Origin of the sequence: Achromobacter aegrifaciens, assembly GCF_902859735.1 — a bacterium.
GTDB classification, from domain to species: domain Bacteria; phylum Pseudomonadota; class Gammaproteobacteria; order Burkholderiales; family Burkholderiaceae_B; genus Achromobacter; species Achromobacter aegrifaciens.
In genome coordinates, this window is sequence record NZ_CADIJY010000013.1 from 26,793 (window position 1) to 51,197 (window position 24,405).

The 24,405-nt window shown below is 66.1% G+C and carries 21 protein-coding genes and 1 tRNA gene; 8 read left to right on the forward strand and 14 right to left on the reverse strand.

The window, feature by feature from the left end; translation table 11 throughout:
• Positions 1-839: 839 nt before the first annotated feature.
• The 6 genes from HV766_RS24905 to HV766_RS24930 all read left to right on the forward strand — a co-directional run bounded on the left by HV766_RS24905 (position 840) and on the right by HV766_RS24930 (position 9,137).
• Positions 840-3,338, forward strand: coding sequence for a mechanosensitive ion channel family protein (locus tag HV766_RS24905; protein ID WP_175182019.1), 2,499 nt, complete (start codon positions 840-842; stop codon positions 3,336-3,338).
• A 35-nt stretch (positions 3,339-3,373) separates the two neighbouring features.
• Positions 3,374-3,449: transfer RNA gene (locus HV766_RS24910), tRNA-Phe, on the forward strand.
• A gap of 114 nt (positions 3,450-3,563) precedes the next feature.
• Positions 3,564-5,303 carry an ATP-binding cassette domain-containing protein gene (locus HV766_RS24915; protein WP_225589056.1) on the forward strand — a complete coding sequence of 580 codons (1,740 nt, stop codon included), beginning with the start codon at positions 3,564-3,566 and terminating at the stop codon, positions 5,301-5,303.
• A 40-nt stretch (positions 5,304-5,343) separates the two neighbouring features.
• Positions 5,344-6,111, forward strand: coding sequence for a hypothetical protein (locus HV766_RS24920; RefSeq protein WP_156337434.1), 768 nt, complete (start codon positions 5,344-5,346; stop codon positions 6,109-6,111).
• Between the two features lie 135 nt (positions 6,112-6,246).
• On the forward strand, positions 6,247-6,642 hold the full coding sequence (locus HV766_RS24925) for a hypothetical protein (protein WP_175182012.1): 396 nt from the start codon (positions 6,247-6,249) through the stop codon (positions 6,640-6,642).
• A gap of 128 nt (positions 6,643-6,770) precedes the next feature.
• Positions 6,771-9,137: a copper-transporting P-type ATPase gene (locus tag HV766_RS24930; protein WP_370540029.1), complete on the forward strand. Its 2,367-nt coding sequence runs from the start codon at positions 6,771-6,773 to the stop codon at positions 9,135-9,137.
• Positions 9,138-9,228: 91 nt separating this feature from the next.
• Here HV766_RS24930 and HV766_RS24935 read toward each other — a convergent pair whose 3' ends face one another.
• The 4 genes from HV766_RS24935 to HV766_RS24950 all read right to left on the reverse strand — a co-directional run bounded on the left by HV766_RS24935 (position 9,229) and on the right by HV766_RS24950 (position 11,416).
• Entirely contained in the window at positions 9,229-9,921 is a 693-nt protein-coding gene (locus tag HV766_RS24935) for an RNA polymerase sigma factor (RefSeq protein WP_175182021.1), read from the reverse strand.
• Between the two features lie 21 nt (positions 9,922-9,942).
• On the reverse strand, positions 9,943-10,317 hold the full coding sequence (locus HV766_RS24940) for a cupredoxin domain-containing protein (protein WP_302476948.1): 375 nt from the start codon (positions 10,315-10,317) through the stop codon (positions 9,943-9,945).
• A complete protein-coding gene (locus tag HV766_RS24945; RefSeq protein ID WP_175182023.1) occupies positions 10,310-10,837 on the reverse strand; it encodes a DUF4142 domain-containing protein in 528 nt (175 codons plus the stop codon). The genes HV766_RS24940 and HV766_RS24945 overlap by 8 nt, the downstream gene beginning before the upstream one ends.
• Before the next feature lie 117 nt (positions 10,838-10,954).
• The gene (locus HV766_RS24950) at positions 10,955-11,416 is read right to left on the reverse strand and encodes an Lrp/AsnC family transcriptional regulator (protein WP_054457638.1); all 462 of its coding nucleotides are present in this window, start codon (positions 11,414-11,416) and stop codon (positions 10,955-10,957) included.
• A 192-nt stretch (positions 11,417-11,608) separates the two neighbouring features.
• On the opposite strand from HV766_RS24950, the gene HV766_RS24955 reads away from it, so the two are divergent.
• Both HV766_RS24955 and HV766_RS24960 read left to right on the forward strand, forming a co-directional pair.
• Complete coding sequence (locus tag HV766_RS24955; RefSeq protein WP_082401232.1) at positions 11,609-12,253, forward strand: LysE family translocator; 645 nt, start codon at positions 11,609-11,611, stop codon at positions 12,251-12,253.
• A gap of 43 nt (positions 12,254-12,296) precedes the next feature.
• On the forward strand, positions 12,297-13,202 hold the full coding sequence (locus HV766_RS24960) for an EamA family transporter (RefSeq protein ID WP_082401233.1): 906 nt from the start codon (positions 12,297-12,299) through the stop codon (positions 13,200-13,202).
• Positions 13,203-13,233: 31 nt separating this feature from the next.
• Here HV766_RS24960 and HV766_RS24965 read toward each other — a convergent pair whose 3' ends face one another.
• The 10 genes from HV766_RS24965 to HV766_RS25010 form a co-directional block, all read right to left on the reverse strand.
• Positions 13,234-13,809, reverse strand: a complete 576-nt coding sequence (locus tag HV766_RS24965; RefSeq protein ID WP_054457639.1) for a hypothetical protein — start codon at positions 13,807-13,809, stop codon at positions 13,234-13,236.
• A 112-nt stretch (positions 13,810-13,921) separates the two neighbouring features.
• Positions 13,922-14,902, reverse strand: coding sequence for a Bug family tripartite tricarboxylate transporter substrate binding protein (locus HV766_RS24970; protein WP_054457640.1), 981 nt, complete (start codon positions 14,900-14,902; stop codon positions 13,922-13,924).
• A 112-nt stretch (positions 14,903-15,014) separates the two neighbouring features.
• Complete coding sequence (gene otnI, locus HV766_RS24975; protein ID WP_054457641.1) at positions 15,015-15,800, reverse strand: 2-oxo-tetronate isomerase; 786 nt, start codon at positions 15,798-15,800, stop codon at positions 15,015-15,017.
• Between the two features lie 70 nt (positions 15,801-15,870).
• Positions 15,871-16,824 (reverse strand): hydroxymethylglutaryl-CoA lyase, encoded by a 954-nt coding sequence (locus tag HV766_RS24980; protein ID WP_054457642.1) that lies wholly within the window; start codon positions 16,822-16,824, stop codon positions 15,871-15,873.
• 11 nt (positions 16,825-16,835) lie between these two features.
• Entirely contained in the window at positions 16,836-18,026 is a 1,191-nt protein-coding gene (locus tag HV766_RS24985) for a CaiB/BaiF CoA transferase family protein (RefSeq protein WP_054457643.1), read from the reverse strand.
• Positions 18,027-18,036: 10 nt separating this feature from the next.
• Positions 18,037-18,759, reverse strand: coding sequence for an ABC transporter ATP-binding protein (locus HV766_RS24990; protein ID WP_054457644.1), 723 nt, complete (start codon positions 18,757-18,759; stop codon positions 18,037-18,039).
• A 9-nt stretch (positions 18,760-18,768) separates the two neighbouring features.
• A complete protein-coding gene (locus HV766_RS24995; RefSeq protein ID WP_119450252.1) occupies positions 18,769-20,535 on the reverse strand; it encodes a branched-chain amino acid ABC transporter ATP-binding protein/permease in 1,767 nt (588 codons plus the stop codon).
• A complete protein-coding gene (locus HV766_RS25000; RefSeq protein ID WP_082401234.1) occupies positions 20,532-21,446 on the reverse strand; it encodes a branched-chain amino acid ABC transporter permease in 915 nt (304 codons plus the stop codon). Before HV766_RS25000 ends, HV766_RS24995 begins: the two co-directional genes overlap by 4 nt.
• Positions 21,447-21,524: 78 nt before the next feature.
• Positions 21,525-22,727 (reverse strand): ABC transporter substrate-binding protein, encoded by a 1,203-nt coding sequence (locus HV766_RS25005; RefSeq protein WP_054457647.1) that lies wholly within the window; start codon positions 22,725-22,727, stop codon positions 21,525-21,527.
• Positions 22,728-22,770: 43 nt separating this feature from the next.
• Positions 22,771-24,402, reverse strand: coding sequence for a GMC family oxidoreductase (locus HV766_RS25010; RefSeq protein ID WP_175182024.1), 1,632 nt, complete (start codon positions 24,400-24,402; stop codon positions 22,771-22,773).
• Positions 24,403-24,405: the final 3 nt, after the last annotated feature.

Here is a 24,405-nt window from a genome sequence, read left to right on the forward strand (position 1 = left end):
TTTTGCTTTGGTCTGTCGCGACGGCCAGTTCTGCGCCCAGTTCCCCACGTCCATCGATGATGTTCAACACATCTTCCAGGTCATGGCTGTTCATGAAGTCGCCGCCCCCTCGGCTGGCGAAAGCTCCAAGTTTGGTGACAAGCTCACGCTCGCGGGCGCGCCCGGTGCGCAAGGCATCCAACAACGCGAGCAGGCGGTGCAGCGCCGGGTCCGATAGAGCAGCCTGCGGTGTTGTGCGGTAGAGCGGCGAAAGCGTGGGCCCTTTTGATGAGCCCGTGGGGTATGCCCAGACGGGCGCCTCTCCTGGAGCTGCCGTCAATTGGCTGGCCAGGGGGTCGCTGCCGACAGCTATCGGGACGCCACTCTTGACCGGGCCCAGTGTGGCCGGCCAGACGTAGCGCACGCCGTACACGACAAACTCTAGAAGGTTGGCACGTACCGGTGACCATTGGCCGCGTGCCGGCGCCACCGCCAAGCCCGAAGCCACGGAACGCTTCACGCTCGCATGGGTTTCCGAAGCGCTCATGGACAGCGCTGCGCCCAGCGCGGCATAAGTCCAGCGCTGCGGCGGATGGGCGGCCACCTTTAGCAATACCAGCAGGTCTTGGGGTTTTAGTTCCATCTCAGGGTGATATTCGCTATTCGCGAATAGCGAATATCACCGACGAGACAGTTTTTGTGCGAGTGTCCTACCTTCTATCCGAGGCCAAAAAAAGCCCAGCCCTTATGGGCTGGGCTTTTTGCTTTCCGGACGGCCCTTTCCCTCAAGCGCGCTTCCGCGATATCGTAAGACGCCATTTTTTTTGTAGCCCGCCGCATCCATCCACCGGAGCCGCGACATGCGCGCCCAAGCAACAGCAAGAGCAAAAGCGCTTTTCGGTCTGATTGCACTGCTGGCCAGCCTGCTCGGTTCTCCCTACGCGCAGGGCGCCGCGCCGGCGCCGGCCTCCCCCGCCCCGGCTTCCACGCAAGCCCACGCGATCCTGGTGGCAGAGATCCCGCTGCGCGCGGACACCGACCACCGCTATGCCGAAAGCGTCATGGAGCGCATCACGGGGGCCGACCCCACCGACTCGCTGGCGCCGCGCCTGGAATCGATTTCCCGGTCCGTGGACGAAAAGCTCCAGCAATTCCTGCCGGCCCAATTGCGCACCCTGCCGATCATGCGGCTGGAAAGCCTGGAGCGGCACTGGATGTTCGATGCGAGACGTTTCGCCGACTGGCAGGAGGACATGCGCCAGGCGACCGCCGCCTACGCCAGCGATGCCGCTGAGCTGGCGCGCCGCCGCGAAGCCTGGCAGGCGCTCAAGGGAGCCCCCGGCGCCGCCGATCTGCCGCCGGCCCTGACCGCGCGGATGGACTCGGTCATCGCGCAATTGGCTCGGGCCGAACAGGCGTTATCGGTGCCGCTGGGCCGCCAGATTGCGCTGGGCCAACGCGCCAACTCCGTCGAAGAGCGCATCCAGGCCGGACAGCGCTCGGTGGCCGACGCCATCCGTTACATCGATGCCCGCCTGCTCGAACTGGACGGACCGCCGCTGTGGGCCGCCACCTTCACGCCCACCGCCCGCAGCGATGCAAAGGCCTACCTGCGCAGCGGCCTGGACATGGAATTGCGCTTCGCCCGCCAGTACGCGGCGGCCGATACCGGCAACCAGCTCGCCCTGCACGTGCTGCAAGTGGTGCTGCTACCCCTGTTGCTATGGCTGGCCTGGCACAGCCGCCACGCGATCCGGGCCGGCGAAATGAGCGAGACGGCCGCGCGGGTGCTTGGGCGCCCGCTGTCAGCCTGGCTGCTGCTGGCCATGATGGGCGTGCAGCTGCTGGAGTCGGACGCGCCGCTGATCGTGCTGCAGATCGCCCTGCTGCTGGCGGTCGTCCCGGTACTGCGCCTGCTGCCGCCAACCGCGCGCGAGCAGTTGGACCTGTGGCCCTATGCCATCACCGGCCTGTATCTGGCCGAGCGGCTGGGCATTTTCTTCCTGGCCAGCGAAACGCTGTACCGGCTGCACAACCTCGTCATCACCCTGCTGGCCCTGGCCACGGCGCTGTGGCTGCATGCCCGGGCCAAGCGCCGCGGCAGCGCTGCCCAGGCTCCCGGCCGGCTGCACCGGGCCGTGCGCATCGGCGCCTGGGCCGCGGTGGCGCTGCTGGCCATTGCCGGCGTCGCCAACCTGATCGGCAACCTGTCGATGGCCGAGATGCTGACCAGCGCCGTCATCAGCAGCGGCTATTTCGGGCTGATGCTCTACGCCGGGGTCACCATCATCGTCACCCTGCTGCAACTGATGCTGGCGCGGCCCGGCGTGTCGCGCTTTCGCATCGCGCGCGAGCATGCTCCTCCGCTGGTGCAATTGTTGATCCGCCTGGTGATGGCCAGCGCGGTCGCGGGGTGGGCCATCTACACGATGGACCGTTTCCGCATCCTGCGCGCGACCTACGCCTTCACCACGAAGGTGCTTTCGTACACGCTGGCGCTCGGCGACATCACCATCAGCCTGGGCAACATCCTGGTGTTCGCGATCTCGGTGCTGATCGCGTTCTGGGCCGCGCGCGCGATCCGCCTGGTGCTGCACGACGAAGTGCTGGCGCGCATGCCGCTGCCGCGCGGCGTGGGCAACAGCATCGCCTCGCTGACCTACTACTCGGTGCTGCTGCTGGGACTGGCAGTGGCGCTGTCGGCCGCCGGAGTCAGGACCAGCCAATTGGCCCTGGTGCTGGGCGCCCTGGGCGTGGGCATCGGCTTCGGCCTGCAGAACGTGGTCAACAACTTCGTGTCGGGCCTGATCCTGATGTTCGAGCGTCCCATCCAGCCCGGCGATGTGGTGGAAATCGGCGAAACCTCCGGTCAGGTACGCGAGATCGGGATGCGCGCGACCCGCATCAGGACTTTCGAAGGCGCCGACGTGGTGGTCCCCAACGGCACCCTGCTGTCGGAAAAACTGACCAACTGGACCATGCTGGACCGCAACCGCCGCATCGAGATCAACTTGGGCCTGGCCTACGGCACGGACCCGGCGCAGGCCATCGAACTGCTGGGCTCGGTGGCGCGCGGCACCCTGGGGGTCTCTACCCAGCCGGCTCCGATCGCGCTCTTCATGGGATTTGGCGCCAGCACGCTGGATTTCAGCATCCGCGCCTGGACGCCGGATTTCGATCAGTGGATGTCCATCCGCAGCGACATGCTGTCGCGGATGTACGAGGCGCTGACGCAGGCCGGCATCGAGATCCCCTATCCGCAGACCGACCTGCACCTGCGCAGCATTTCCCCGGAAGCCGGCGCCGTCCTCGCGCAAGCCCGCCGCGCGGCGCCCGATGGCGGGCCGCCGCCCACGTGACGCGGATATTGTGTATAGTGGCGGACTTTCGCGTTGGCCTGGTAGCTCAGTCGGTAGAGCAGAGGATTGAAAATCCTTGTGTCGGTGGTTCGATTCCGCCCCAGGCCACCAATGAATTCAAGCACTTGGCCCCGCCTTTGGCGGGGCTTTTTGCTTTGGAGCGCGGCGGCGCCTGTCGGATAGCATAATCATGCCGTGCCCCCCCCCTGACTTCCCCTCCACGCGATGAAGCCTGATTCTTCTTCCCCCTCTTCCTCCGTCGGCATGGGCCGCGCGGCGATCGTGCTGTGTCGCGCGCTCTGGCACTATGCCGACGGCGCGCGGCGGCAGCTGATGGGCGCCATCGCGCTGCTGTCGGGCGCGCAACTGGTCAAGCTGACCCTGCCCTGGCTGGCCTCGCACGCCATCAATGCCTTGCAGCAGAACGACATGCCCACCGCCGGCTTGTGGATCCTGTTCCTGGTTGGCAGCTACATGATGTCCTGGGTATTCCATGGCCCCGGACGCGTCCTCGAAGGCAATGTGGGTGTGCATGTCCGCGAACGGCAGGCCGACGATCTTTATGCCCGCATCGCTGCCGCCCCGTTGACCTGGCGCGACGGCAGGCATTCCGGCGACCTGCAGCATCGCGTATTGCAATCCAGCCGCGCACTGGCCGCTTTTGCCCGCAGCATGTACGGCTACCTGCACAGCGCCTTGAACTTCATCGGCCCGCTGGTGGCGCTGACCTTGCTGTCCCACGTCAGCGGCATCATCGCCGTAAGCGGTTACCTGATCATCGCCCTGGTCACCTTGCGCTTCGACCTCGCGCTGATGCGGCTGGCCCGCGACGAAAACGACCAGGAACGCCGCTACGTCGCGGCGCTGCTCGATTTCGTCAGCAACGCCGGCACCGTGATCGGCCTGCGGCTGCAAGCCGCCTCGCGCAAGATCCTGGGCCGCCGCCTGCAGGCGGTCATGAAGCCCCTGCGCCGCGCCCTGTGGGTCAACGAAGTGAAATGGTGCGTGGTGGACCTGGCGGGCATGTGCCTCACCTGGATCCTCGTCGTGGAGTACGTGCTGCGGCACCGCGAGCCCGGACAGGCGCTATTGCTAGGCACCATCTTCATGATCTACCAGTATGCCCAGCAGGCCGCGTCCGTGGTCAGCGCCATCGCCTCCAACTTCCAGAGCTTCGCGCGCATGCACACCGACTACAGCAGCGCCGAACCCATCTGGCAGGCCCCGGGCAACCCCAATGCCGCCGTCCCCGCGGTCCAAGCCGACGCGCCTTGGCAGACCCTGGAGTTGCGCGGCGCCACCTGGCGCTATTCGGACGAAGGACGCGGCGGCCTGCATGGCGTCGACCTGGTGCTGCGGCGCGGCTCGCGCGTCGCGCTGATCGGCGCCAGCGGCGGCGGCAAGAGCACGCTGCTGCGCACCCTTGCCGGACTCTATCCGCCGCAACACGGCGAACTGCTGCGCGACGGCAAGCCGGTGGACTGGGCAGAACTGCGCACGCTGGCCACGCTGATTCCGCAGGAAGCCGAAGTCTTCGAAGCCAGCGTGCAGGAAAACCTCACCTTCGGCGAACCCGCCGACGCGGCCGCGCTGCAAGCCGCCGTGCATACCGGCGTGTTCGACGAAGTGCTGCAACGCATGCCCGAGGGTCTCGCCAGTCCGATGAATGAACGGGGCAGCAACCTGTCCGGCGGGCAACGCCAACGCCTGGCCCTGTCGCGCGGGGCGCTGGCTGCGCAGGGCAGCTCCTTGCTGCTGCTGGACGAGCCCACCAGCGCGCTCGACCCGCAAGCCGAAGGCCGGGTGTTCGACCGCATGTACGCCGCGTTTCCGACCGCTTGCATCGTGGCCTCGGTGCACCGGCCCAGCCTGCTCAGCCGTTTCGATACCATCGTGGTGATGGAAGCCGGACGCGTGGTGGATGCGGGACCCCGCGACGAAGTGCTGGCCCGGCATCAGCCTTGATGAACTCCCTCTGCCGACCAGGCGTCTACACTCAGCTTCCATGACACAGCCGCCCGCCACCCCATCTGCACAGCGCCAGCCCAGTCGACGGCTCGCGAATCTGCTCTTCTATGTCTGCCTGGCGATCAGCCTGACGTTCGTCTACCTGGGCTCGCAAATGATCCGGGACGGCGCCGATGCAGGCATTCCCGTCACGCTGTTCTTCGGCGTCTGCGCCGCGACTGCCGTCCTGCAGATCTGGCCGCAACTGCTGCAGCGCGACTCGCGCTCGGCCGCAACACTGCTGGCGCGGTACCCAGGCCCCCTGGAACTCAAGGCCGCGAAAGGCAAGCTGCTGGCGTTCTCGCTGCTGTCCGCGGGCTTCGGTGGCGTGATCCTGTGGATGCTGCTGCAGGAATCGCTACCGCCTCTCAAGCAATTGATCCTCTGGCCGGGCGCCGCATTCTTTCTGCTCGGCGCGGTCATGCTGCTGGTGCGCGCCGCCAAGGACGACATCGGCCTGCGCCTGGGGCGCGACGGCTTTCAAGCGCGACAGGTTTGGAACGGCAGGACAATACGCTGGCAAGACACCAGCGAGTTCAACGTGATCAGAGCCAGCCGCGCGGTGCCCAAGCTGATTGTCTTCGACGATGCTGCGGTCGAACGCAGCGGCACTGCCGGGCTCAACAAGCATTTCGTCGGCCGCAATTCCAGCCTGGGTGAAACTTACGGGCTGACCCACGAAGCTTTGGCCGACCTGCTCAATGCTTGGCGCAAGCGCGCGCTGGAGCAGGATGCGATTTTTACGCGATGGCCTGATAACCAATGACCGCCGCATCGTGTCGGATGTACGCCCGCCTGCCCCGCAACATTACAAAAAAGTAATCCGCGCGTAACCTCCTCGCCCCGGTCAGCACTCCAAACTGGAGTTAATGCACTTCCAGACCACAGAAAGGAGCTGACCATGAAGACCCTGACCACCTTGTTCAGCGCGTGCGCGTTGAGCCTGGGATTACTCGGCGCGGCCCACGCGCAGGCGGGGAACGGCGACCATGCCACGCATCATCCCGCGTCGCCTGCGGCGGGCGAATCGGCCACGAAGCCGCAAATGGCGCCGGACGCCGGCATGATGAAGAACATGGAGGCGCACATGCAGGCCATGAACGGCATGCACCAGAAAATGGCCGCCGCCCAGACGCCCGAAGAGCGCCAGGCCTTGATGGCCGCCCACATGAAGTCCATGCCCGCCAATGGCGCCGACATGCAAGGTTGCCGCCAGATGATGGGATCGATGATGAACCCGGCGGGTGATGCACCCTCGGCGGCGGAACCCGCGACTTCCCCGGCGGCCAAGGGCTGATCGCCATGGGCCATCGCTGCGGCCGGCTCCGCGGCGATACCACTGCGGCCAGCGGTTGCGCCGCAAACACCCCAGCCTGGGCATAATAGGCGCACGAAGGATCACACCAGTACTCGAAAGGGATGGGTATGAATCACTCTCGTCACGGCGACGCGGCATCGAAAGACGGCACGCTCTACGTGTGTCCCATGCACCCGGAAATCCGCCAGGACCATCCGGGACGCTGTCCGAAGTGCCAGATGCATCTGGTGCCGCAGGGACAGCCAGAGGATCAGGCTGCGCATGCATACGGCGGCCATGATGCGCACCAGCATCACGGTCACGGCAAGCGCCACGCGGGCCACGACGATGCCACCGCGCTTCCAGCCGCGCCCGCCGATGCCCCCACCGATGTCCCCGCGGGCACGATCTACACCTGCCCCATGCACCCGGAGATCCGCCAGGATCACCCCGGGAACTGCCCCAAATGCGGCATGACGCTCGAACCGCTCATCCCGCTGGACGAGGAAGACAACAGCGAACTCAAGGACTTTCAGCGCCGCTTCTGGTGGACGTTGCCCCTGACCCTCATCGTCGCCGTGATGGCCATGTTCGGCCATCGTCTGGGCTGGTTCGACATGGCGACCCAGAGCTGGCTGGAGCTGGCGCTATCCCTGCCGGTGGTGTTCTGGACGGGTTGGCCCTTCTTCGTGCGCGGCTGGCAATCCCTTGTGCATCGCAGCCCGAACATGTGGACCTTGATCAGCCTGGGCACGGCGGCGGCTTTCATCTACAGCGTGGTCGCCACGCTGGCGCCGGGAGTATTCCCGGATTCCTTTGTATCGATGGGCCGCGTGGCGGTGTACTTCGAAGCCGCCGTGGTCATCATTTCGCTGACCATGCTGGGACAGATCCTGGAGCTGAAGGCGCGTTCGCAGACGTCCGCCGCGATCAAGGCCTTGCTCGGCCTGGCGCCCAAGACGGCGCGGCGTATCAACGCTGACGGCAGCGAGGAAGACGTGCCGCTGAACCATGTGCATGTGGGCGACCTGCTGCGCGTGCGGCCCGGCGAGAAGATCCCGGTGGACGGCGTCGTCACCGAAGGCCGCAGCGCCGTGGACGAGTCCATGCTTACCGGCGAGCCCGTGCCCGTCAGCAAGCGCGAGAACGACAAGCTGATCGGCGCCACCCTCAACACCAGCGGCACCCTGGTGATGCGATCGGAAAAGGTCGGCGCAGCCACCATGCTGGCGCAGATCGTGCAGATGGTCGCCAACGCCCAGCGCTCCAAGGCGCCCATGCAGCGCATGGCGGACGTGGTGGCGGGCAAGTTCGTCATTGCCGTGGTGCTGGTGGCGATCTCCACGCTGCTGGTGTGGGGCTTTTTCGGGCCGGAGCCTAGCTGGGTGTACGGCCTGATCAACGCGGTCGCGGTGCTGATCATCGCTTGCCCCTGCGCGCTGGGGCTGGCCACGCCCATGTCGGTCATGGTGGCCACGGGCCGCGCCGCGGCGCAGGGCGTGCTGTTCCGCGACGCTGGCGCGATCGAGAAAATGCGCGAGGTGGACACGCTGATCGTGGACAAGACCGGAACGCTCACCGAAGGCAAGCCAGCCTTCGACACCGCGATCGCCGCCCCCGGATATACGCCCGACGAAGTGCTGCGCCTGGCGGCCAGCCTGGACCAGGGCAGCGAACACCCGCTGGCCGACGCCATCGTCAGCGCGGCGCGCGCCCAGGGCCTGGCGCTGGCCAAGGCCGGGGACTTCGATTCCGGCAGCGGCATAGGCGTGCGCGGCACGGTGGAAGGCAAGCGCCTGGCGCTGGGCAACACCGCCCTGATGGAGCAGGAAGGCGTGCGGGTGGACGCGCTGCGCGCGGACGGCGAGCGCCTGCGCGGCGAAGGCGCCAGCATCATGCATTTGGCCGTGGACGGCCAGTTCGCCGGCATCCTGGCGGTGACCGACCCGATCAAGCCCAGCACGCATGAAGCCATCCAGAACCTGCACGACAGCGGCCTGCGCATCGTGATGGCGACAGGCGACGGCCTGACCACCGCCCGCGCCGTCGGCGCCGCGCTGCGCATCGACGAGGTGCACGGCGAGGTCAAGCCGGCCGACAAGCTGGCGCTGGTGGAAAAACTGCAGAAGGACGGCCACGTGGTGGCGATGGCGGGCGACGGCATCAACGACGCCCCCGCGCTGGCGCGCGCCGACGTGGGCGTGGCCATGGGCACGGGCACCGATGTAGCCATGAACAGCGGCCAGGTGACCCTGGTCAAGGGCGACCTGCGCGGCATCGCCGCCTCGCGCCAGATCTCGATCGACACCGTGCGCAACATGCGGCAGAACCTGATGTTCGCCTTTGTCTACAACGGCATCGGCGTGCCGATAGCGGCGGGCGTCCTGTATCCGTTCACGGGTTGGCTGCTGTCGCCGATGATCGCGGCGCTGGCGATGAGTTTGAGTTCGGCTTCGGTGATATTCAATGCGTTGAGGTTGCGGGGCGAAAAATAAGCGCCCCACACTGCAGGGAAATCTCTTTACTTGACGTCGTTCGTCCGCGCCTACGAGTTGTTCCAACAAGTCGGTACTTATCAAAATTTACCTAGCTTTTGGAACACTCACCCAACCGCGCCAGCGTCCCCGCCACCACCCTGTCGCAATCATCCCCGTCAAACTCAAACAAACTCTTCTCCACCACCCCCACATCTCGCGCCAGCGCTTCCCGCAGCAGCGCATTGGCCCGGAAATGGCGGCTGCGGACGGTGGCCTCGGGAATGCCCAGGCAGTGCGCCGTTTCCTCGACGGACAGTTCCTCGACCGAGCGCAGCACGAACACGGTCCGGAACGAGACCGGCAAGGCGTCCAGCCGCGCTTCGAGCAGGCCCCTGAGCTCGGCTCGGGCAGCGGCGTGGTAAGGCGGGTTGAAGTCGTTGATGGTCATCGCATCAACCTCTTTCTCGATGTCGTCGGCGATGGGCAACAGCGCCTCGCGGCGGTTGTGCTTGCGCAGCCGGCCGTAGCATTCGTTGAGCAAGAGCCGTGTCAGCCAGGTGTACAGCGTCGACTCGCCGCGGAACGCGGCCATGTTCCGATAGGCTGCCAGGTAGGCTTCCTGCAAGGCATCTTCGGCGTCGGCATCGTTGCGCAGGGTGGCGCGCGCCAGGCGGTAGAGCCGCCGGTTGTGCCGCCGCATCATCAATTCGAACGCGGTCTGCTCGCCCGCCGCGATGCGATGCGCGAGCGCCAGGTCTTCATCCTCGGTAGGCGGTGCCGCCAGCGCCGCAAGTGCAGTCATGAGTGTGACCTCCGCCATGCGTCATTGCGCAATCAAGGTGCCCTGCATCGTCGGATGGAACAGGCAGACATAGGCGCTGCTGCCCTCCTCACGCGCAGTGTAGGTCCAGGAGGCGCCGGCGGCGATAAGCCCTGAGTCGAACGCCTTGGAAACGGCGGTGGCGGTATGCGGGACCAGGTCCTTGTTGATCCACGTCACCTTGTCGCCCCGCTTGACGGTCAACTCGGCGGGCGTGAACTGCATCCCTTCGATGGTCACCACGTGTTCGGCCAGCTGGGTGCCGGGCGGGTTCTGCTGGGCGGCGGCCGACCCGCCCAGCAGCAGCACGGCCGCAGCCAGCGCGGCCAGGCTTGCGCGTCCGGACCCGCGCGCTCCGGGGGTCGTTCTTTCAGCCACCGTTGAGCCTCTTTTGCAGGGATTTGGCATGCTCCAGGTGCGCGATGAACGCGGGCCGCACCTTGACCAGCAAGGCTTTCAACTCCGCGTTGTGGGCGCCCGGAATCAGGGTCGTGTCCAGCGCCTGGATCACCGCCTCGTGATAGGCCACTTCGTGGTCCACATAAGCCTTGTCGAACGCGGCGCCGTTCATGCCCTTGAGCGCGGCAAGGTTCTTGTCGCCGCCCTGCCGCAGGCTGTCGCTGGTCGGGTTCGGTTCGGGGGTGACCTTCAGCTTCTGCACCAGTGCGTCGGCCGACTTGTTGACGGCGGCATGGTCGGTCACCATCAGCGTGGCGAACTCGCGGACATCCTTGTTGCCGGTCTTATCCTGCGCCAGCTTGCCGGCGTCGATGTCGACCTGGTTGGCCACCACCACGATCGCCGCGATCTGCGGATCCGTCGGCCCGTTGCCATGGGCAAATACCCCGCAGCTCACCAGGGCCAGCGCATATAACCATCTTGCTTGAATCGCTTTCATCTCATCCCCCAAACCCTCGATGCAGGCGCGGCCGGAATGGCCAGGAATCTTGCCTGCTTATGGGGTTGGATGTCGCGAAAACGCGCCGCGTTCCGGCGCAGAAAACATACGGGGAAATCAGCCCACCGGCACCGCCATGCCGTACTTGGCGCGGTTCAGCACCACCAGCGTGGAAAAGCGCTTGACGTTGGGATTGCCCCAGAAATTGCGCTGGGCGAAGGCCTCGTATTCGGCCATGTCGCGCATGGTGATGGTCAGGACGAAGTCCACCTCGCCCGTCACCGACAGGCACTGCATGATTTCCGGCGCGGACTGCATGGCGCGCTTGAACTGGTCGAGCTTGTCGGCGCGTTCGCTCTCCAGCGTCACCAGCACGACCATCATGATGCCGCGGCCCACGGCGGCGGGATCGACCACGGAAACGTCACCCAGCACCACCTTGGATTCGCGCAGCCGCTTCATGCGGCGCAGGCAGGAAACCGGCGACAGGTTCACGCGCTGCGCGACTTCCTGGCTGGTGCGCTGGTTGTCTTCCTGCAGGCTTTGCAGGATCTGGAGGTCGAAATCGTCTAGTTCCATAAGGGTCTCGGAACGGCTGGAAACGGGCTGGAAAGGGCTCGCCAACAGATTCTAAGCCCGGCCGCGCCGGAATCCGGCCCCATTTTGACGGGAAACTTCATTTCCGCGTCCCGCGATGCAGGAATTATTCAGCAGGCTTGCTTACACTGAGAGCCCTCTGCCCGCGCCGCGGGTACGTCCGCCCCTCGTATCATGCCGTCACTCCAGCTTTTCCTGCTGTTCCTCGCCGCCGACGCGGCGCTCAAGCTCACGCCCGGCCCCGACATGGCGCTGACCCTGTCCCGAGGCATGACGCAGGGCTTCCGGCCCGCCTTCCACAGTGTCCTGGGCAACGTCGCCGCCGGATTCATCCAGGTGCCGGCGGTGGTGCTGGGCCTGGCCTCGGTGCTGCAGGCGTTTCCGTCGCTGTTCATGGGCATCAAGGCAGCTGGCGGCCTGTACCTGGGCTACCTGGGCATCAAGGCCATCGTCCGCTGCGCGCGCTCGGCCGACGTATCGCTGGCCGCACGCCCCGGGGATGCGCGCGACGCCTTCTGGCAAGGATTCACGACCAATCTGCTGAACCCCAAGGTGTTGCTGTTCATGATCGCCTTCCTGCCGCAGTTCACCACGCCGGACAACGGGCCGGTCTGGGTGCAGATGCTGGTGCTGGGCGTGACGATGAAAGTGTTGAGCCTGCCCTACGGCAGTTTCTTTGCCTACGGCGCCTCGCGCATCCGCGGCTGGGTGGGGCGCAATCCCTGGTTCCTGCGCATGCAGCAAGGCCTGCTTGGCGCCGTCATGCTTGGGCTGGCGCTGTATGTGCTTTACTCCACCGCCGCACACCTGACGCCCTGAACCTGCCGCCGTTCCCTACGCATTCCGCTTTTCCGCCATCGCCATGACCGCCGCAACCCTGAATACCGGACGCAACGCGTCGTCCTCCACCCTGCTCCCCATCCTGTCGTTGATCGGCGCGATGGCCTCGCTATGCGTCGGCACCTCGTTCGCCAAGTCCCTCTTCCCGATGGTCGGCGCGCAGGGCACGACTGCCTACCGCATCGCCATCGGCGCGCTGATCCTGGTGGCGATCTGGCGCCCGTGGCGCTTTCCGCTGACGCGCCAGGCGGCGGCCAAGATCGCGCTGTATGGCGTGACGCTGGCCTGCATGAACCTGCTGTTCTACATGGCCTTGCGCACGCTGCCTCTGGGCGTGGCCATTGCCATCGAATTCATCGGCCCGTTGACCCTGGCGGTGGCGCTGTCGCGCCGCGCCATCGACTTCGTCTGGATCGGCTGCGCCATCGCCGGCCTGGTGCTGCTGATTCCCACGGGGCAATCGGTGCATGACCTGGATCCGGTCGGCATCGCCTTTGCGCTGGGTGCGGCGGTGTGCTGGGCGCTCTACATCATCTTCGGCAAGATGGCCGGCAACGTGCATGGCGGACAGGCCACGTCGCTTGGGCTGACCGCGGCGACGCTGGTGGCGCTGCCCATAGGTGCAGCGCATGCCGGCGCCGCCCTGCTGGATCCGACCCTGATCCTGGCCGGCATCGCGGTGGGCGTGCTATCCAGCGCCTTGCCCTATTCGCTGGAAATGGTGGCGTTGCGGCGCCTGCCGCAAAAGACCTTCGGCGTGCTGCTCAGTATGGAGCCCGCCATGGGCGCGCTGGCCGGCGTGATCGTACTGAACGAGCAGCTGTCGCAAACGCAATGGCTGGCCATCTGCGGGATCATCGTCGCTTCCGCGGGCTGCGCGGCGACCGCCCGCCGGCAAAACACCGCCCCCACGCCCGCGCCGGACTGAGCGCGGACGCGCGCCGCCGCCCGAGGCCGCTTCAGCCGAATCCGATCTCGCGTCGGGGCGGCGCCAGCGGATCGAAGTCTTCCCAGTGGTTATTGCGCCAGCGGCCGTTGGCGTGTTCCACGTCCGCGCCGCCGGCATCGCGCAGGATGCGGCACGCCAGCATTTCGCGCTGCGGCCGCGTGCGCACGGCAACCATCACGCCGGCCTGCCGGATCTCGGCATGGGAATCAGGATTGAAGTGGCCATGCTGGGTGCTGCCGTGGCCCGTCACCCAAAGCGCGCCGAAGAGCGATCCCAGATAGGCGCCGACCCCGGCCGCGGCCAGGATCAGTGGCGTGGAATCGCTGATCTCGGACATCACGAACCCGCCAAACACCGCGAAACCTGCGCCCACCCCGCCCGCCCCCAGAAAAGCGCCGATATCGGCGCGTCCCGAGTCCGGGTCGGAACGGCGGTCGCCGCCCAAGGGGTAGCGGCCGTGCTCGCCGGCCGGATTGACGTAGAAGGTATTGATGTCCCAGTCGGGAAAACCGCTGGCGGACAGGCGCTCGGCCGCGGCGTTCGCCGCTTCGAAACCCTCGAACCGGGCTGCTACGATCAGAGACATGATGTGCTCCTTGCCCGGGCTGCCGGGCAGGATATACGTGTCTTTATCGTACGCCCGCGGCGCGGGCGCGAACGCGCCGGTTACACCTTGCGGCGGCTGTTACCGTCCGCCGTCAGTTGGCGGAAATGTTCTTGCTCCGGATCACCGCGCCCCAACGCTCGTATTCCTTGCGCGCATAGTCCGCGAAGGCCTGCGGCGTGCTGCCCGTGGGCTCCATGCCCTGCAGCTTCAATTGCTCGGCCACCTCTGGCGAACGCAAGGCCTGCTCGATGGCCCGGCTGAGTTTCTCCACCACCGGGGCCGGCGTGCCCGCGGGCGCCACCACGCCCTGCCAGGCAGCAGCCTCGAATGCCGGGCCGCCCGCCTCGGCGAAGGTCGGCACCTGGGGCAATTGCCCGGAGCGCTGCGCGGCCGGCACCGCGATGGCGCGCAGCTTGCCCGCCTGGATCAGCGGGCGGGCGGCGGCCAGATCGGCCATCATCATCGGCACCACGCCGGACGCCACGTCCTGCAGGGCGGGCGGCGTGCCCTTGTAGGGAATGGCCGTGGCGCGGCCCTGGACGGTATCCAGGAACAGCTCCATGGCCAGGTGATGGGGGCTGCCCACGCCCAGGGACGCATAGCTGCCCGGTTTGTCGCGCTTGAGGTATGCCTTCACGTCGGCCAGCGTATGCATCTGGGTGTCGGGCGACACCACCAGCACGATGGGCAGCGACACGAGCGTGGAAACGGGGGTCAGGTCCTTCCCTGGATCGTAGGGCAGCTTCTGATACAGCCAGGGGTTCAGCGCCAGGGTGCTCATCCCCGCCGTCAGCAGGGTGTAGCCGTCAGGCGCGGCGCGGGCGGTTTCCTGGGCGGCGACGATGGTGGCCGCGCCCGGACGGTTTTCCACCACCACCGGCTGGCCCAGCGCGTCGCCCACGTGCTTGGCGACGATGCGGGTGGCGATGTCGCTACCCCCGCCCGCGCTGAACGGCACCAGCCAGCGGATCGGATGATCGGGAAACCCGGCCGCCGCAGCCTGGCCCGGGACGATTGCAGCCCCTGCCAGCGCCGCCGCCAGCAAGGCGCGATGCAGTATGCCTTTGAACATGTGCGCTCTCCTCGCCTGCCTATTTATTTAACATATTAATGATTTATTATCGGACGCAGGACGCTGGCGCACATCACAGGAAAAACCCGCAGTCCAAGCATCAGGACCGGCGTCAGGTGCGCGCGGCGGCAAGCCAGCGCAAGCCGGCCGACGTGCCGGCGGCCGGCCGGTACTCGCAGCCTATCCAGCCGCCGTATTCCAGTTCGCGCAGCACATTGAACACCCAGCCATAGTCCAGTTCGCCACGGTCAGGCTCCTGCCGCAGCGGCACGCCGGCGATCTGCAGATGGCCGACCCGCCCCGTGGGCAGGTATTCGCGCAGCTTCATGGTGAGGTCGCCCTCGACGATCTGGCAGTGGTAGAGATCCATCTGCACTTTCAGGTTGGACGCATTGACCGCCTGCACCACGGCATGCGCCTCGTCCTGGCGGTTCAGGAAATAGCCGGGTATGTCGCGGGTGTTGATGGGTTCGATCAACACGGTGACGCCCGCCGAACGCGCCTGGCGCGCGGCCCAGTCCAGGTTCTCGCGATAGCAATCCAGCATGGCCTCGCGCGATGCGCCGGGTTGGACCAGGCCCGCCATCACATGGAGATTCGGGCAGGCCAGCGCGGTAGCGTAGGACAGCGCCTGTTCGATGCCCGCCTGGAATTCCGCCTGCCGTCCCGGTTGCGCGGCCAGTCCGCGATCGCCGCGGGCGGCCACGCCGGGCGGCGCGTTGAAGAGCACCTGCGTCACGCCGGCTGCGTCCATGCGTTCGCGCACGAAGGCGGCCGGAGCCTCGTAGGGAAACATGCATTCCACGCCGGCGTACCCGTCCGCCGCAGCGGCCGCGTAGCGGTCCAGGAACGCGTGTTCCGTGTACATCATCGAAAGATTGGCGGCGAACTTCAACATGGCGGAGGCTCCGGACCGGGCGGCATGCATGGAAATTAGCACAACCGCCCGCCCCGCCATCGCCGCAGCGCTAGGCGCCGAAGTCGGGCGCCGGGTGCAGGGTCAGCCGCGGTCCCGCCTTGAGCAGCTGGCTGGGGATGTCGTGCCCCACCAGCGCGGGCAAGGTCGCCGATACGCCAAGTATGGCGTCCAGGTCCACGCCGGTGTCGTAGCCCATCAGTTCCAGCATGTGCACCAGTTCCTCGGTGCAGACGTTGCCGCTGGCCCCCGGCGCGTACGGGCAGCCGCCCAATCCGCCCAGCGATGCGTCGAAGCGGTCGATGCCGGCCTCGATGGCCATCAGCGTATTGGCCAGCGCCATGCCGCGCGTATTGTGGAAGTGCATGGTGGTGGTCAGTCCCGGGAACAGCTTGCGGACCTCGCGCCCGATTTTGCCGACCTGCGTGGGATAGGCCATGCCGGTGGTGTCGCATAGCGTCACCCCGTCCACCCCCAGCGCCGCGAAGCGTCCCACCAGTTCGAACACCTCGAAAGCATTGATGTCGCCTTCCATCGGGCAGCCGAACACGGTGGACAGCGACACGTTGATGGCGACGCGGCTGCCGCGCACCGCATTGACCACATCGCTCAATTGCTCGAACGACTGCTCCCGCGTCATGCGCAGGTTGGCGCGGTTATGGGTCTCGCTGACCGACATCACCAGGTTGACCTCGTCCACCTTGCACTCCAGCGCCCGCTGCGCACCGCGCACATTGGGCACCAGCACGGTGTAGACGACGTCCGGATTGCGCTCGATCTCGTGCATCACGATCTCGGCGTCGCGCAAGGCGGGAATGGCCTTGGGCGAGGTAAAGGACGTGGCCTCGATCTTGGCGAATCCGCTGGCGGACAGCCGGTTGATGAAGGCAATCTTGTCCTGGGTTTCGATGAACTGCTTTTCGTTCTGGAAGCCGTCGCGCGGCGCGACTTCCTGGATGTACAGCCGCGGGCGGCTGGCAGTGGTTCCGGGGTTGGTCACATTCATGGCTGCCTTCCTCAGATGATGCCGCGCGCGCGCCAGTCCTGGCGCTGCGCCTCGCCTATGCCCAGCCCGGCCAGCACCTGGTCGGTGTCCTGGCCCAGGGCGGGCGCCGGGCTGCGCACTTCGCCCGGAGTTTCCGACAGCTTGGGCACGATGCCCGGCACCTGCACGGGCGTGCCGTCAGGCAGCGTGCCGTCCAGGATCATGCCGCGCGCCTGGTAGTGCGGGTCGGCCGCGATATCGGCCACGTCATAGATCTTGCCCGCGGGAATCTGGCCGTCATTCAAGCGCTCCAGCACCAGGTCCAGCGGATGCTGGCCGGTCCATTGCGAAATCGCGTCGTCAAGCATGACCACGTGCTTCACGCGCCCGGCGTTGTTCGCCAGTTCCGGCGCATCGGCCAGATCGGGCCGGCCGATCACGCCCATCAGGCGCTTGAAGATGCTGTCGCCATTGCCGGCGATCAGCACGTACTTGTTGTCCTGGCAGCGGTAGGCGTTGCTGGGCGCGATGCCCGGCAGGCTGCTGCCGGCCGGCTGGCGGATCTCGCCGAACACCGAATACTCGGGCAGCAGGCTCTCCATCATGTTGAAGACGGATTCATACAGCGCCACATCGATCATCTGACCCGTGCCATTCTGGTCGCGCGCGCGCAGCGCCAGCAGGATGCCGATGACGCCGTGCAACGCCGACAGCGAATCGCCGATGGACACGCCCACGCGCACCGGCGTGCGGTCAGGCTCGCCGCTGAGGTGGCGCAGGCCGCCCATGGCCTCGCCGATGGCGCCGAACCCGGGCAGATCGCGGTACGGACCCGTCTGGCCGTAGCCGGACACGCGCAGCATCACCAGCCGCGGGTTGATGGCGCGCAGTTCTTCCCAGCCCAGGCCCCAGCCTTCCATGGTGCCGGGCTTGAAGTTCTCGACCACCACGTCGATGTCCTTGACCAGGGACCGGATCAGGTCCTGCGCCTCGGGCTTGCGCAGGTCCAGGCTGACCGACTTCTTGTTGCGCGACTGCACTTGCCACCAGACGGAAGTGCCGTCGTGGATCAGGCGCCAGTTGCGTAGCGGATCGCCCTTGCCGGGCGGTTCGATCTTGATGACCTCGGCGCCGAATTCGCCCAGCATCTTGGCGGCGAACGGTCCGGCGATCAGCTGGCCCAACTCCAGCACTCGGATCCCGCTCAATGGTTTGGATGACATGATTGCCTCGTCAGCTCTTGTGTTTGCCCAGATAGGCCTCGCGCACGCGCTCGCTGGCCAACAACTCCTGGCCCGTGCCCTCCATCACGATGGAGCCCACTTCCAGGACATATGCGCGGTCGGAGATCGCCAACGCCTGGTTGGCCATCTGTTCGACCAGCAGGATCGTCATGCCGCGCTCTTTCAGCGACTTGATGATCTTGAAGATCTCGGCCACGATCAGCGGCGCCAGTCCGAGCGAGGGCTCGTCCAGCATCAGGATGCGCGGCTTGCTCATCAAGGCGCGGCAGATGGCCAGCATCTGCTGCTCGCCGCCAGAAAGCGTGCCCGCGTATTGCGCGCGGCGCTCCTTCAGGCGCGGGAACATCGCAAAGCACTGCTCGATCTCCGCAGCCAGTTCAGCGGGCGATTCCTTGCGCAGGAACGCACCCAGCATCAGGTTGTCGTAGACGGTCTGGTCGGGGAACACCTGGCGCCCTTCCGGCACGTGGGCGATACCCAGCCCCACCCGCTTGTGCGCGCTGATCCCGCCCAGATCCTGCCCGGCGAACGCGATGTCGCCAGTGGATTTTTCGATGCCCGACAGCGCGCGCATCATGGTGCTCTTGCCCGCGCCGTTGCCACCGATGATGGTCACGATCTCGTTCGTGTCCACATGCAGCGACACCTGCTTCAGGGCATTGACGGCGCCATAGCTGACCGCCAGGTTCTTGATGTCCAGTAAACGGCTCATTGCGGTCTCCTATGCCGGCGCGCCCAGGTAGGCTTCGATGACTTTCGGATTCTCCTGGATGTGGTTCGGCAGGCCCGAAGCGATCTTCACGCCGTAATCCAGCACCACGATATGGTCGGAAATGGCCATGACCAGATCCATGTGGTGCTCGATCAGCAGGATGGTCAGGCCCATGTTCTTGAGCTTCACGATCAGGTCCGTAAGCTGGTCGGTTTCCGCTGGATTCAGGCCTGCGGCAGGCTCGTCCAGCAACAGCAGGTCCGGCATGGCCGCCACCGCGCGGGCGATTTCCAGGCGGCGCTGCAGGCCGTAAGGCAGGCTGTTGGCGGCATCGTCCGCGTAGCGATCCAGCTCGAAAAACCGGAGAATGGCATAGGCCTGGCGGCGGATGCGCCGCTCTTCGGCCAGGCTGCCGGGCAAGCCCAGCAGGTTGGAGAAGAAGCTGGACTTCTGCACCCGGTAGAAGCCAACCATCACGTTCTCCAGCGCGCTCAGCCCGTCGAACAGCTTCAGGTTCTGGAACGTGCGGCCAATGCCGGACGCAGCGATCTCATTGGGAGACAAGCCGACCATCTGGCGGTTCTTGAAGCGGATGCTGCCGGCGTCCGGCACCACCAGGCCAGACAGCAGGTTCAGGGTGGTGGTCTTGCCGGCGCCATTGGGGCCGATCAGCGACACGACGGAACCGCGCTCCAGCGAGAACGACACCTTGTTGGTAGGCACCACGCCGCCGAAGGCTTTGTACAGGTCCTTCACTTCCAGGAAGCCGGACGCCGCGCCGCCGCGGTCGGCAGGAGGCGCCGGCGTCCAGTCGGCGGCGCCCGCCTCGGCAGCCAGCGCCTCGCGCTGGCCGCGCTTGGGCAGCACCTTGGCCAGCAGGCCCGCCAGCCCTTCCGGCATGGCGTACAGCGCGAACAGCAGGATCAGACCATAGGCGAAATGCTGCACTTCCGGCCAGCGCGCCAGCATGGCGTCGATCACCGTCAGCACCACCGCGCCCAGGAAAGAGCCCCCCGGCGTGCGGCCGCCGAACAGCACCAGCACCAGGAAGAACACCGACAGGTTGAAATTGACGAAGTCCGAATTGATGTACTGGTTCTGCTGCGCCACCAGGCCGCCCGCGATGCCGCAGGTGATGGCGCTGATGGCGAAGGCCAGGATCTTGAAGCGGTAAACGCTGATGCCCACGCTCTCCGCCGCAATCTCGGACGTGCGCACCGCGGCGAAGCCGCGGCCGAAACGGCCGTTCAACAGCAGCGAGGTCATGGCGTGCAGCGCCAGGCCCAACACCACGACCACCACCACCCACTGGCGGCTGTCCAGCGTGGCGCCGCCGAAGGTCAGGCCGGTGATGCCGTAGAAGCCTTCCTGGCCCTTGAACACGTCGGTCCATTCGGACACGATCTTTTCGATCAGAAGGCCAAAGGCGATGGTCACCATCGCCAGGCTCGGCCCCTTGACCTTCAGCGCCGGAATGGCGATCACCACGCCGAAGACCGCTGAAACAACCGCGGCGCAGCCCAGCGCCAGCCAGGGATCGACCTGGTAGTTCACGGTCAGGAGCGCCACCGTGTAGGCGCCGACGCCGAACAGGCCGGCATGGCCCAGCGACTTCTGCCCGGTCTGGCCGACCAGGATGTTGAAGCCGGTGGCAGCGATGTAATAGACCCCGATGTTGAACAGGATCAGCAGATAGAAGTCATTCAGGCCCGAATAGGCGTAGCCGATGGCAAGCGCCGCGATGACCAGCGGAACGAGGATTTTGGAGAGCTTCATACTTTCTCCGCATGCACGCGACCGAGGATGCCGGCCGGGCGGAAATACAGCACCACGATGATCAGCGCGAACACCGCGATCTCGCGCAGGTTCGAATACCAGAGGCCGATCAGCGATTCCAGCAGCCCGATCAGAAAGCCGCCAAAAATGCAGCCGCGCGGATTCTCCAGCCCGCCCAGGATTGCGGCCGAAAAGGCCTTGAGCGACAGCAGCGTGCCCACGAACACCGAGGCGGTGGCAATCGGCGCGACCATGACGCCGGCGATCGCGGCCAGCGCCGAACTGATTGCGAACACGGCAATCGCAACCGCGTTGGCATTGATGCCCATCAGGCTGGCGGCGGTCTTGCTGAACGCGACCGCGCGCACCGCCTTGCCCATCTTGGTCTTGTGCAAGGCCCAGTCGAACACGATCATCAGCGCCAGCGTGGTGCCGAACACCAGGATTTCCTGCGGCCGCACGCCGGTACCCAGGACCGTGATGATGCCCTCGCCCAGCGGCGACGCCACCGCGATGGGCGCCGGGCCCCAGACCAGCAGCGCCAGGTTCTGGATGATGATGCCAAAGCCGATGGTGCTCATCACCCAGGACAGCCCCGCCTCGCCCACGAAGTGGCGGATGGCGGTGATGTAGAGCACGTAGCCCAGCAGGCTCAGGACCAGCATGGCGGCCAGCAGGGCGAACAGGAACGTGCCCCAGGTTACGTCCTCCGGATTCGGAAAACCGATCAGCTTGCCCTGGCTGACCAGCAGGATGGCGCTGATGCCGATCAGGCCGGCCAGCGCCAGGAATGCGCCCTGTCCGAAGTTGAAGGTCTTGGTCGTGGTGTACGTGATGCTGAACCCGAACGCGACCAGGGCATAGACGCTGCCCATGGCCAGCCCGCTCAAGATGGCTTGTAGTATTTGCATGCTGGATGCCCCCCTATTGACGACTCCCCGGCGCGCCTCCGCGCACCGGGGAGAGATCTTTCTCGTTGCCGCGCCTTCTTACAGCTTCAGGTCTTCCGGCTTGATGGCGCGGGTGTATTCGTCATCCACCGACACCACCTTGCCGTCGATCCAGCGCACCAGGCGGAAGTCCTTCACCGACAGGGCTTCGTGGCTTTCCGCTGTGAACGGCTTCTCGTAGGTCTTGATGACGCCCTTGGCCTGCGCCAGGTTCTGCAGCGCGGCTTGCACGGCTTCGCCTTCGGTCGACTTGGCCTGCTCCATGGCGGCGGCGATGAGCTTGACCGAGTCATAGGCCTGCGCGGCCATGACGTAGGTCGGCACGCGGCCGTCGCGCTTCATCAGCGTGTCATACAGCGCCTTGGACTCGGGCGAGGAGTCTTCGGTGATCGACGCCGTGAAGATCATCTTGCTGGCCAGCTCGGGACCCGCGATGCGCAGGAACGGCGAGCTCAGGTTGGCCCAGGAAGCCAGCGTGGTCGGGAAGTAGCTGATCTTCTCGAGGCTGCGCATGACGTGCGCGTTGGAATCCGCCAGCGCGTAGACGATCAGCGTGTCGGCGCCCGAACTCTTGATCTTGTTCAGCTGCGACGACATGTCCGTGTCCTTGGGACCGAACTTCTCGTTGGCCACGGGCGTGATCTTGTGCAGCGCCAGGATCTCGACCGCGTCCTTGGCGCCTTGCTGGCCGTAGCCGGTGGTGTCGGCGATGATGGCGACCTTGCCGTTCTTGCTGGCGCGGGCGGCGTAGGCCGCCAGCAGCGCGATCTGGTCGCGGTCGCGCATGGACACGCGGAACACGTAGTTGGCGGGCGACTTGGCGTAGCGGCCGGTGATGTCGGTGGCGGTGGCCACGGGCGAGATCGTCGGAATCTTCTTCTGCTGCACCAGGTGCAGCCAGGCCAGCATGTTGCCGGAGTTGACTCCGCCCAGCATGGCGTTGACCTTGACGTTGTCGACCAGTTCGTTGGTGTTCTGGATGGCCTTGGGCGGCGCGCCAACATCATCGCGCTCGACGATGACGACCTTCTTGCCCAGCACGCCGCCAGCCGCGTTCAGCTCATCGGCCGCCTGGCGCGCGCCGGCCAGCGCGGAAATGCCGAAGTCCGCCGAGCCGGTGGCCGACATGTCGCTGTTGAAGCCGATCTTGATGTCGTCGGCCAGCGCGGCGCCGCTGGCGCCCGCCAGCGCCGCCGCCAGCAGCAGGGACTTCATGGTCTTGGGGAAATGCTTGAAGTACATCTTGTCTCCTTCTGGATCACTCTGGTGACCGCTGATTGGCAATTCAGGATTGTTTGATGAGGTCGGCGGCCTTGTTGCCGATCATCATCGTGGCCGCGCAGATGTTGGCCGACGGCATGGCCGGCATCACCGAGGAATCGATGACGCGCAGATTGCCCACGCCGTGCACCCGCAACTGCGGGTCGACCACTGCGTACTTGTCACCGGCCTGGCCCATGCGGGCAGTGCCGTTGACGTGATACGACGACACGCCATAGCGGCGCGCGAAGTCCAGCAATTCGGAGTCGGATTCGCACAGCGGACCGGGCAGCACTTCGCTGTCGAAATACTGCGAAAGCGCTTGCGAACGCAGCAGCTGACGCGCCAATCGGATGCCGCGTACCAGCGTCATCTGGTCGCGCTCGTTTTCGAGGTAGTTGGCCAGGATCACGGGGTCCTGCAGCGGGTCCGCCGAACGGATGCGCACCTGGCCGCGGCTCTCGGGCCGGTGCTGCCAGACGCCCGCGGTCATGCCGGGGAAGTCATCCAGCATGCCCACATAGCCTTCCTTGTAGCTGGCGGGCGTGAACACGCCCTGCAGGTCAGGCAAGGCGAGGTCAGGCGTGGACTTCCAGAAGTAATGCAGCAGCGACGGGCTCAGCGCCATGATGCTGGGACGCTTCATCATCCAGCGGCTGATCTGGCCGGCCAGGCTCAGGCCCTTGACCAGCTGGTTCATGGTCTGGCTGTTCTTCACGCGCGCCACGACCCGCACCGAATAGTGGTCGCTCAGGTTTTCCCCCACGCCCGGCAGGTCGCACACCACGTCGATGTTGTGCTGGCGCAGCAGGTCCGCCGGTCCCAGGCCCGACAGCTGCAGCAGCTTGGGCGTGTTGATTGCGCCGCAGGACACGATCACTTCGCGGCGCGCGCGCACCGCGCGGACCTGCGAAGGGTGGGCCGGGTGGCAATAGGCCACGCCAGCAGCCTTGCCGCCATCGAACAGGATGCGGGTTGCCTGCGCGTAGGTACGCACTTCCAGGTTCTTGCGGCCCATGGCGGGCTTGAGGAAGCACTTGGCCGTGCTCATGCGCCAGCCGCGGTCGATGGTGCGCTGGAAGTAGCCCACGCCGGCCTGATCCGCGCCGTTGTAGTCGGGGTTGCGCGGGATGCCCTGTTCCACCGCGCCGGCGATGAAGGCCTCGCACAGCGGGTGGATCCAGTCTATGTCCGTGACCGGCAGTTCGCCCTTGCGGCCGCGGTAGCGGTCGTCGCCGCCCACGCGCCGTTCCATGGACTTGAAGTACGGCAGCACCTCGTCATAGGACCAGCCGGTATTGCCCAGCGCGGCCCAGTGGTCGAAGTCGGCCGCCTGGCCGCGGTTGTAGACCAGGCCGTTGATGGAAGTAGACCCGCCCAAGGTTCGGCCCTGCGGAATCGGCACGCGCCGTCCGTTGGTCTGCGCCGTGCCTTCGCTGGAGAACTGCCAGGCGTACTTCTTGTTGAAGACCGCCTTGATGAAGCCGGCGGGTATGTGCAGGTAGGGACTGCGGTCCGGCGGGCCGGCCTCCAGCACGCAGACCGTCGAGCCGTCCGCGCTCAGGCGGTTGGCCAGGATGGAGCCGGCCGCGCCGGATCCCACGATCACATAGTCGAACTGATCCGCGTCGCGGAGGGAAGGCTGTGCTTGGCTCATGTC

Coding starts and splice junctions, on each gene's coding strand:
- HV766_RS25005 (WP_054457647.1), bottom strand. CDS start 22,727: ATGTACTTCAAGCATTTCCCCAAGACCATGAAGTCCCTGCTGCTGGCG.
- HV766_RS24925 (WP_175182012.1), top strand. CDS start 6,247: ATGAAGACCCTGACCACCTTGTTCAGCGCGTGCGCGTTGAGCCTGGGA.
- HV766_RS25010 (WP_175182024.1), bottom strand. CDS start 24,402: ATGAGCCAAGCACAGCCTTCCCTCCGCGACGCGGATCAGTTCGACTAT.
- HV766_RS24970 (WP_054457640.1), bottom strand. CDS start 14,902: ATGTTCAAAGGCATACTGCATCGCGCCTTGCTGGCGGCGGCGCTGGCA.
- otnI (WP_054457641.1), bottom strand. CDS start 15,800: ATGTTGAAGTTCGCCGCCAATCTTTCGATGATGTACACGGAACACGCG.
- HV766_RS25000 (WP_082401234.1), bottom strand. CDS start 21,446: ATGCAAATACTACAAGCCATCTTGAGCGGGCTGGCCATGGGCAGCGTC.
- HV766_RS24995 (WP_119450252.1), bottom strand. CDS start 20,535: ATGAAGCTCTCCAAAATCCTCGTTCCGCTGGTCATCGCGGCGCTTGCC.
- HV766_RS24960 (WP_082401233.1), top strand. CDS start 12,297: ATGACCGCCGCAACCCTGAATACCGGACGCAACGCGTCGTCCTCCACC.
- HV766_RS24935 (WP_175182021.1), bottom strand. CDS start 9,921: ATGACTGCACTTGCGGCGCTGGCGGCACCGCCTACCGAGGATGAAGAC.
- HV766_RS24980 (WP_054457642.1), bottom strand. CDS start 16,824: ATGAATGTGACCAACCCCGGAACCACTGCCAGCCGCCCGCGGCTGTAC.
- HV766_RS24915 (WP_225589056.1), top strand. CDS start 3,564: ATGAAGCCTGATTCTTCTTCCCCCTCTTCCTCCGTCGGCATGGGCCGC.
- HV766_RS24950 (WP_054457638.1), bottom strand. CDS start 11,416: ATGGAACTAGACGATTTCGACCTCCAGATCCTGCAAAGCCTGCAGGAA.
- HV766_RS24920 (WP_156337434.1), top strand. CDS start 5,344: ATGACACAGCCGCCCGCCACCCCATCTGCACAGCGCCAGCCCAGTCGA.
- HV766_RS24985 (WP_054457643.1), bottom strand. CDS start 18,026: ATGTCATCCAAACCATTGAGCGGGATCCGAGTGCTGGAGTTGGGCCAG.
- HV766_RS24945 (WP_175182023.1), bottom strand. CDS start 10,837: ATGAAAGCGATTCAAGCAAGATGGTTATATGCGCTGGCCCTGGTGAGC.
- HV766_RS24930 (WP_370540029.1), top strand. CDS start 6,771: ATGAATCACTCTCGTCACGGCGACGCGGCATCGAAAGACGGCACGCTC.
- HV766_RS24905 (WP_175182019.1), top strand. CDS start 840: ATGCGCGCCCAAGCAACAGCAAGAGCAAAAGCGCTTTTCGGTCTGATT.
- HV766_RS24990 (WP_054457644.1), bottom strand. CDS start 18,759: ATGAGCCGTTTACTGGACATCAAGAACCTGGCGGTCAGCTATGGCGCC.
- HV766_RS24965 (WP_054457639.1), bottom strand. CDS start 13,809: ATGTCTCTGATCGTAGCAGCCCGGTTCGAGGGTTTCGAAGCGGCGAAC.
- HV766_RS24955 (WP_082401232.1), top strand. CDS start 11,609: ATGCCGTCACTCCAGCTTTTCCTGCTGTTCCTCGCCGCCGACGCGGCG.